Source organism: Metapseudomonas resinovorans (assembly GCF_002003485.1).
Lineage (GTDB): Bacteria > Pseudomonadota > Gammaproteobacteria > Pseudomonadales > Pseudomonadaceae > Metapseudomonas > Metapseudomonas resinovorans_D.
The window spans coordinates 1-6,094 of sequence record NZ_BDMA01000099.1 but is presented as its reverse complement, the minus strand read 5'-3'; the positions used below and the strand labels follow the sequence as shown (position 1 = coordinate 6,094).

Sequence of the window (6,094 nt, the reverse complement as noted above, 5' to 3'; positions counted from 1 at the left end):
TCCCGACACCCGTTACCTATGTCCCCCGGCTGAACACTGTGCGCACCGACTTCAGGTTCAGCTTCGACATCCCGTCAAACCGCCGGTGCGCACGGCGCACCCTACCGGATCCGCTTCATCCTGCTAGCCCGGGGATTCGAACCGTCACAGGCAGTGCCGGTGACTCATGACCGCGTTCAAATGAATGCCCCGGCAGCTTCTTGCGGTTCAGCCCGGGACGAACATGTATCCCACGCCACGCACGGTGCGAATGATCTGTGGCTTGTCCGGGTCCGCTTCCAGCTTGCGCCGCAGGCGCGCTATGCGGATGTCGATGGAGCGGTCGAAGGGATTCCAGTCACGATGCTGCGTCAGGTTCAGCAACTGGTCGCGGGACAGCGGCCGGTTGGGGCGCTGGGCGAAGGCCTGGAGCAGGTCGAACTCCATGGCCGTCAGCGGGATTTCCTCGCCCGCCGCATCGAACAGTTGGCGACTCTGCAGGTCGAGACGGCAAAGGCCGAGCTGCAGGCAGGGATTGTCGCTTTCCGTGGCGGCCACGGCCGTTGGCGATGGGGCACGGCGATATCGCCGCAGCACGGTCTTCAGTCGCGCCAGTAGCTCCCTGGGATCGAAGGGCTTGGCAATGTAATCGTCAGCCCCCACCTCCAGGCCGATGATGCGATCCAGTGGCGTGCCGGCGCCAGACACCATGATCACCGGCAGGTCGTGATGCTCGCGCAGGTAGCGCGCCAGGCTGAGGCCGTCCTCGCCGGGTAGCCCGACATCCAGCAGCACCAGGTCGGGCAACGCTTCGGCCAGCCGTGCCCGCATCTGGCGGCTGTCGGCCACCGCGTGGACCTGGTAGCCCTGGCCGCCGAGGTAATCCAGCAATAACTCGCGGATCGCCTCGTCGTCGTCCACCACCAGGATGCTGATCTGTTCGGCCATGGGCCCGCGCCTCGCGCCTGCTTCAGACCCAGCGACTATAGCGCGCCATGGCGACGCGCGCGGAATCAGCGGACGGTGAAGTTCTGTTCAGCCAACAGGCGGTCGCCCTGGAAGACCATGAAACGCCACTCACCCGGCACCACTTCGTAGTGCTCGGTGAACTCGAAGGCCATCACGTCGGTGGGAGCGCCCGGCGCCATCTTCTGCTCCACCACGAACTTGTCGTGGCGCTTGCCATCCGGGGTAACCACGCCTGGGGTGAGGTAGAGCAAGGTCAGCGGCGCGTCCTTTTCCTGCTTGCCGAGCAAGGTGTAGCGCATGCCGAACTTGGTACCGAGCTTGGCTGGAATTTCGTCAGTCTGTTCGATGGTCTGGTTGCTGCGGGTCAGAACACGCTCGCCCGGCTGGTAGTCCTGGTACTGGGATTCGAAGATGCCGTATTCCACCGGCCCATCCACTCGCACATCAGCCTGGGCAACGCTGGAAGCCAGGCCGAGGGCCACGAGTGCTGTCATTCGAAAGGGGATCATGTCGCGCTCCTTGTTTGCGGTGGCGCGAGGTTATGACGTGCCCATGACATCCTTGTGACAGAGTTACTGCGCGCCATCACGCTGGTGCTTGCGGGGCAGCACGGCAAGGAAGTTGTCCCGCGCCACCTTGCGCGCCACCGACGCCGGCAAGGCGTCGAGGAAGGGATCGTAGGCCGTCAGATAGTCACCCAGCCCGTCAAAGCGCCCCACCACATCCGAGCCCAGCATGAAGCGGTCCGGATACCGTTCCACCAGCTTCAGCCAACGGCGGTCCGGCTTGCCGTCGGCGTCCAGCAGATAGGGTTCGAGCACGCTCCATGACAGGTCGATATAGAGGTTGGGATAGGCCTTGAGCATTCGCGTCAGCGTCGGCAGAAGGAAGTCCATCTTCGTCTGGTGACGGTGGATTTCCAGGCTGGCGCCGGCGTGGGCCCAGATGAAGCGCACATGGGGATGGTTGCGCAGGGGCTCCTCCACTTCCTGCAAGTAGAGAGGGTTGCGCTCGCGCTGGGAGGTGATGTTCGAGTGCAGCAGCACCGGCAGGTCGTACTCGGCCGCCAGGTGATAGACGCGGCTCATCGCCTCGTTGTTGGCCCGTGGCGTGTCGCCATCGATCAGGGCAGTGAGGTTGTCGTGACGGGTGAATACTTCACCGATACCCTGCCAGAGCCCGGGGTCCAGCTCCAGCATGCGGCGAATGTGCGCATCGGAATTCTTGTCATTGGGGTTGAAGCCGCTCAGGAACGGATGGAAGCGCTTGCGTTGCCCGGCCGGCAGTTGCTTCACCGCCGCGGCCACCTGCACGTCGGTGGCGCTGTACCAGTAGGCGGCGGCGTCGTCCCCGGCGTAGTAGCGCGGCCGCTTGGGCTCGTCCTCGTGCCATTTCTTGGCCACCGGAATGCCGGAAATCATCACATGGTCGATGTTTCCCTGGTCCATCGCCTTCAGCAGGGCCTTCATTCCATCGCTTTCCTGGAAGAAGTCCACGTAATGCAGATGGGCGTCGCTGTAGCGGTACTCATGCGCTTCAGCCGTCAGGGTGGCCGCCAGCAGCAGTGCGGCAAGACGGGGCCTCAGTCGATACAAGACACTTCCTCCGGAAAAGCTGAGCGACTGTAGACCGGCATCCGCCGGCGTGCGTTCAACGCACGCGGCCTGCTGCTGGCCGTCGCCCTTTGCGTTAGCCTAGCCAGGACTCGATCCGCTCATTGGCCAGGAGGCCCTCCATGACAATCCGTCTCACCCGTGATTCCGCCAACGGTACCCGCCAGCGCATCGAACTGGACGGCAAGGCACCGCTGTTCACCGACCTGCCGACAGAGCTGGGTGGCGCTGGTGCAGACCCCGAGCCCCATGATTACTTCGATGCGGCCCTGGGCAGCTGCAAGGCGCTGACCGTCACCTACTACGCGCAGAAGAATGGCATCCCGCTGACGGGGGTGGACGTCGACGTAACCCGCGACGACAGCGAGGAACGCAAGGGGCATTACCGCCTGGACGTGAAGCTGACCCTGCGCGGCGCCCTCACCGATGAGCAGCGCGCCACCCTGCTGCGCATCGCCGACAAGTGCCCGTTACACAAGTTGATGACCCAGGTGGAAGTGAGCATCGAAACCCGCCTTGCCGAAGGCGACTTCAGTCAGTGACCCATGCAGGAATCCAGAGCATGAGCATCCTCACCATCCGGCCGCGCGCCGAAGAAGTCGCCGGGCAGCCGATTCTCCGCCCGCTGCCCTCGGCCCAATGCCGTAGCGTCGGACCCTTCGTGTTCTTCGATCACATGCTGGAGGCGGACTACGCGCCAGGAAACGGCATGGACGTGCGTCAGCATCCGCATATCGGCCTGTCCACGCTCACCTATCTGTTCGAAGGCGAGCTGCAACACAAGGACAGCCTGGGCTCAGACCAGCTGGTGAAGCCGGGTGATGTCAGCTGGATGACTGCCGGGAGCGGTGTCGCCCATGTCGAGCGCACGCCGGCGAACCTGCTGGCCAGCGGCTCCCGCGCCCACGGCCTGCAAGTCTGGCTGGCCCTGCCCACGGCGTTCGAGAACTGCGAGCCCAGCTACAGCCATCACCCGGCATCCAGCCTGCCCGAGCAGGACGCACTCGGCGTACGCATCCGCCTGATCGCCGGAACCGGTTTCTGCCTGGAATCCCCCGTACCGGTGCTCTCCCCTACCCTCTACGCCGACCTGCAACTGGAAGCCGGCGCCACGCTGACCATCCCCTGCGAGCATCCCCAGCGGGCCCTGTACCTGCTGGATGGCGAAGCCTCGCTGGACGACGAGCCGCTGGAACCGCGCAGCCTGGTGGTTTTGCCCGAAGGCGAGGAGTTCGTGCTGTCTGCATGCAGCAGCTGCCAGCTGGTGATGATCGGTGGTGCTCCGCTGGACGGCCCGAGGCGGATGAACTGGAACTTCGTGTCCAGCAGCCCCGAGCTGATCGAAAACGCGCGCAGCCGTTGGGCGGCAGGTGACTGGCCGACCGTACCGGGCGAGACCAGCCGGATCGAGCTGCCCCGCTGAGTCGTTCTCACCCTGCACTTGGCGATCCGAATACCCGGGCTAGCAGGATGAGACCGATCCAGTAGGGTGCGCCGTGCGCACCGGCAGTTTGACGGGTTGCCTAAACTAGTGCCGGAATCGGTGCGCACAGCGCACCCTACGGTCTGGGGGGCGATTTTAATCGCGAAAGGGTATGGCACCGAGCCCGGGCCAAATCCGCGAATGATTTCGCTCCCACAAACGGCGTGAAGCTCAGGCGAATACCTCGTCCAACAGCGCATACATCGCCGCGAAGGCGCGTTGCGACACCTTGGCGTTGTATTGCGCGGTGCCCGGATTGTTCGCCGCCGGGTCAGTAAATGAATGCACCGCCCCGCCATAGCTCAGCAACTGCCAATCCACGCCTGCCTCACTCATCTCCCTGGCAAACGCCGGCAATTGCTCACGGGGCACCAGCGGGTCCAGCGCGCCATCCAGCACCAGCACGGCTCCCTGGATATTGCGGGCATCTGCGGGGTTGGGCGTATCGAGTGATCCATGGAATGAAACGGCAGCCTTGAGCGGTGCTCCAGCCCTCACAAGCTCCAGCGCACAGGTGCCGCCGAAGCAGAAGCCGAAAGCCGCCAGTCGCGTGCTCTCCATCGGCGCAACGTCCTGATCGCGCAAGGCGTCGAGGGCCGCCAGCAGGCGTCGGCGCAGCGACGCGCGATCCTGCTTGAGCGGCAGCATGGCGGCGCTCGCCTCGGCCGCATTTGCCGGTCGCACTGTCGTGCCATACAGGTCGACCAGCAGTACGCGATAACCCCGGCCGGCCACCTGGCCAGCCAGTTCGAGCGCACCGTCGCTGATGCCGAACCAGTTGGGCGCCATCAACAACCCGGGACGCGGTGCCGTGTCGGCAGCATCGAACAGCAGGCGACCTTCGAATGCCAGGCCATCGACGGTATAGCCAACGGTCTGGGACTGGAGTTGCGTCATGGATTACCTCGCTCCGGTGAAGACTTCATCGAACAGGTCGTTCATGGCCTGGTAGGCCCGCGCGGCGACCTTGGGATTGTATTCATTGCGCCCCGGCACATTGGCCCCGCGATCGGTAAAGGAATGCACCGCCCCGCCGTAGCTGACCAGTTGCCAGTCGGCCTTCGCGGCCTTCATTTCGGCGCTGAAGGCGTCCACCTGATCCTTGGGTACCGACGGATCGTCGGCGCCATGCAGCACCAGCACCGGCGCGCGGATATTGCGGGCATCGGCCGGATTCGGGGTGTCGAGGTTGCCATGGAAGGATACGAAGCCCTTCAGCGGAACCCCTGAACGCGCCAGCTCCAGCACGCTGCCGCCCCCGAAGCAGAAGCCGATGGCTCCGAGGCTGGCCAGGTCCAGCGGCACTTTTTCGCCCTGCTTGCGGAGCACCTCCACACCGGCCTGAGCGCGCTTGCGCATCAGCGGACGGTCGCCCCGCACGGCGGTGGCCGCAGCCTTCGCCTCTTCCGGATTGCTCGGGCGGATGTCCTTGCCGTACATGTCGGCGATGAAGATCACGTAGCGCTCCCCAGCGATCTCCTTGGCCTGTTCAGCTGCGGCCGGGGTCACGCCGAGCCAGTTGGGCACCATCATCAGGCCGGGCCGCGGCGTCTTCACCGCATCGTCGTACACCAGCGTGCCCTCGAAGGGCTTGCCGTCGATCTCGTAGGGAACGGCTTGGGTGACCATGGCCGCCCAGGCGGGGCCGGTGCATGCAAACAGCAGCGAAGGCAGCAGCAAACGGTTCATGGAGCGCTCTCCTGTGCCGGGGAATGACCAAGGTTAGACCGTCCTGCGGCGATGCCATCCTTACGCTTTCGTTTCCTCGAATTTCAGCCCTGGAGGCGCGAATTCATTCGGTTGTGACGCTGAAGGAATATGTTTGGCATGGCACTTCCCAGTTTTCGCGCCAACCTGATGCGGCCCTCTCCCCCGGCCCCTCTCCCGCACGCGGGCGAGGGGTGACTCGCGCCGGCGAGGCACAGTCCGTCCTGAAGCCCCACATAAGCAAGAGGGACAAAAAAAGGTTCTTCACGGATTACCGGGGAAGGCGGCTTTGATTTTCATGAAAAAGAAGTCGCTGTCCCGATAGCCGTAGGCCATGCGCTTG

The 6,094-nt window shown here is 64.3% G+C and carries 7 protein-coding genes; 2 read left to right on the top strand and 5 right to left on the bottom strand.

Features of this window, described 5'->3' with window-relative positions:
- Positions 1-207 precede the first annotated feature (207 nt).
- The 3 genes from MnOB_RS28315 to MnOB_RS28305 form a co-directional block, all read right to left on the bottom strand.
- Positions 208-927: a response regulator gene (locus MnOB_RS28315; RefSeq protein WP_077527869.1), complete on the bottom strand. Its 720-nt coding sequence runs from the start codon at positions 925-927 to the stop codon at positions 208-210.
- 65 nt (positions 928-992) lie between these two features.
- Positions 993-1,457 (bottom strand): DUF3859 domain-containing protein, encoded by a 465-nt coding sequence (locus MnOB_RS28310; protein ID WP_077527868.1) that lies wholly within the window; start codon positions 1,455-1,457, stop codon positions 993-995.
- Between the two features lie 63 nt (positions 1,458-1,520).
- Positions 1,521-2,534 carry an amidohydrolase family protein gene (locus tag MnOB_RS28305; protein WP_371580549.1) on the bottom strand — a complete coding sequence of 338 codons (1,014 nt, stop codon included), beginning with the start codon at positions 2,532-2,534 and terminating at the stop codon, positions 1,521-1,523.
- A gap of 149 nt (positions 2,535-2,683) precedes the next feature.
- Here MnOB_RS28305 and MnOB_RS28300 point away from each other — a divergent pair, with 149 nt between their 5' ends.
- Both MnOB_RS28300 and MnOB_RS28295 read left to right on the top strand, forming a co-directional pair.
- Positions 2,684-3,103, top strand: coding sequence for an OsmC family protein (locus MnOB_RS28300; protein WP_077527866.1), 420 nt, complete (start codon positions 2,684-2,686; stop codon positions 3,101-3,103).
- A 20-nt stretch (positions 3,104-3,123) separates the two neighbouring features.
- Positions 3,124-3,984 carry a pirin family protein gene (locus tag MnOB_RS28295; protein WP_077527865.1) on the top strand — a complete coding sequence of 287 codons (861 nt, stop codon included), beginning with the start codon at positions 3,124-3,126 and terminating at the stop codon, positions 3,982-3,984.
- A gap of 231 nt (positions 3,985-4,215) precedes the next feature.
- Here MnOB_RS28295 and MnOB_RS28290 read toward each other — a convergent pair whose 3' ends face one another.
- Positions 4,216-4,941, bottom strand: coding sequence for a dienelactone hydrolase family protein (locus MnOB_RS28290; protein WP_077527864.1), 726 nt, complete (start codon positions 4,939-4,941; stop codon positions 4,216-4,218).
- Between the two features lie 3 nt (positions 4,942-4,944).
- Positions 4,945-5,733 (bottom strand): dienelactone hydrolase family protein, encoded by a 789-nt coding sequence (locus MnOB_RS28285; protein WP_077527863.1) that lies wholly within the window; start codon positions 5,731-5,733, stop codon positions 4,945-4,947.
- Positions 5,734-6,094 lie beyond the last annotated feature (361 nt).

Bases quoted from the DNA above. Each gene is read 5' to 3' on its own strand.
- MnOB_RS28315 (WP_077527869.1), bottom strand. From the start codon at position 927: ATGGCCGAACAGATCAGCATCCTGGTGGTGGACGACGACGAGGCGATC.
- MnOB_RS28310 (WP_077527868.1), bottom strand. From the start codon at position 1,457: ATGATCCCCTTTCGAATGACAGCACTCGTGGCCCTCGGCCTGGCTTCC.
- MnOB_RS28300 (WP_077527866.1), top strand. From the start codon at position 2,684: ATGACAATCCGTCTCACCCGTGATTCCGCCAACGGTACCCGCCAGCGC.
- MnOB_RS28295 (WP_077527865.1), top strand. From the start codon at position 3,124: ATGAGCATCCTCACCATCCGGCCGCGCGCCGAAGAAGTCGCCGGGCAG.
- MnOB_RS28290 (WP_077527864.1), bottom strand. From the start codon at position 4,941: ATGACGCAACTCCAGTCCCAGACCGTTGGCTATACCGTCGATGGCCTG.
- MnOB_RS28285 (WP_077527863.1), bottom strand. From the start codon at position 5,733: ATGAACCGTTTGCTGCTGCCTTCGCTGCTGTTTGCATGCACCGGCCCC.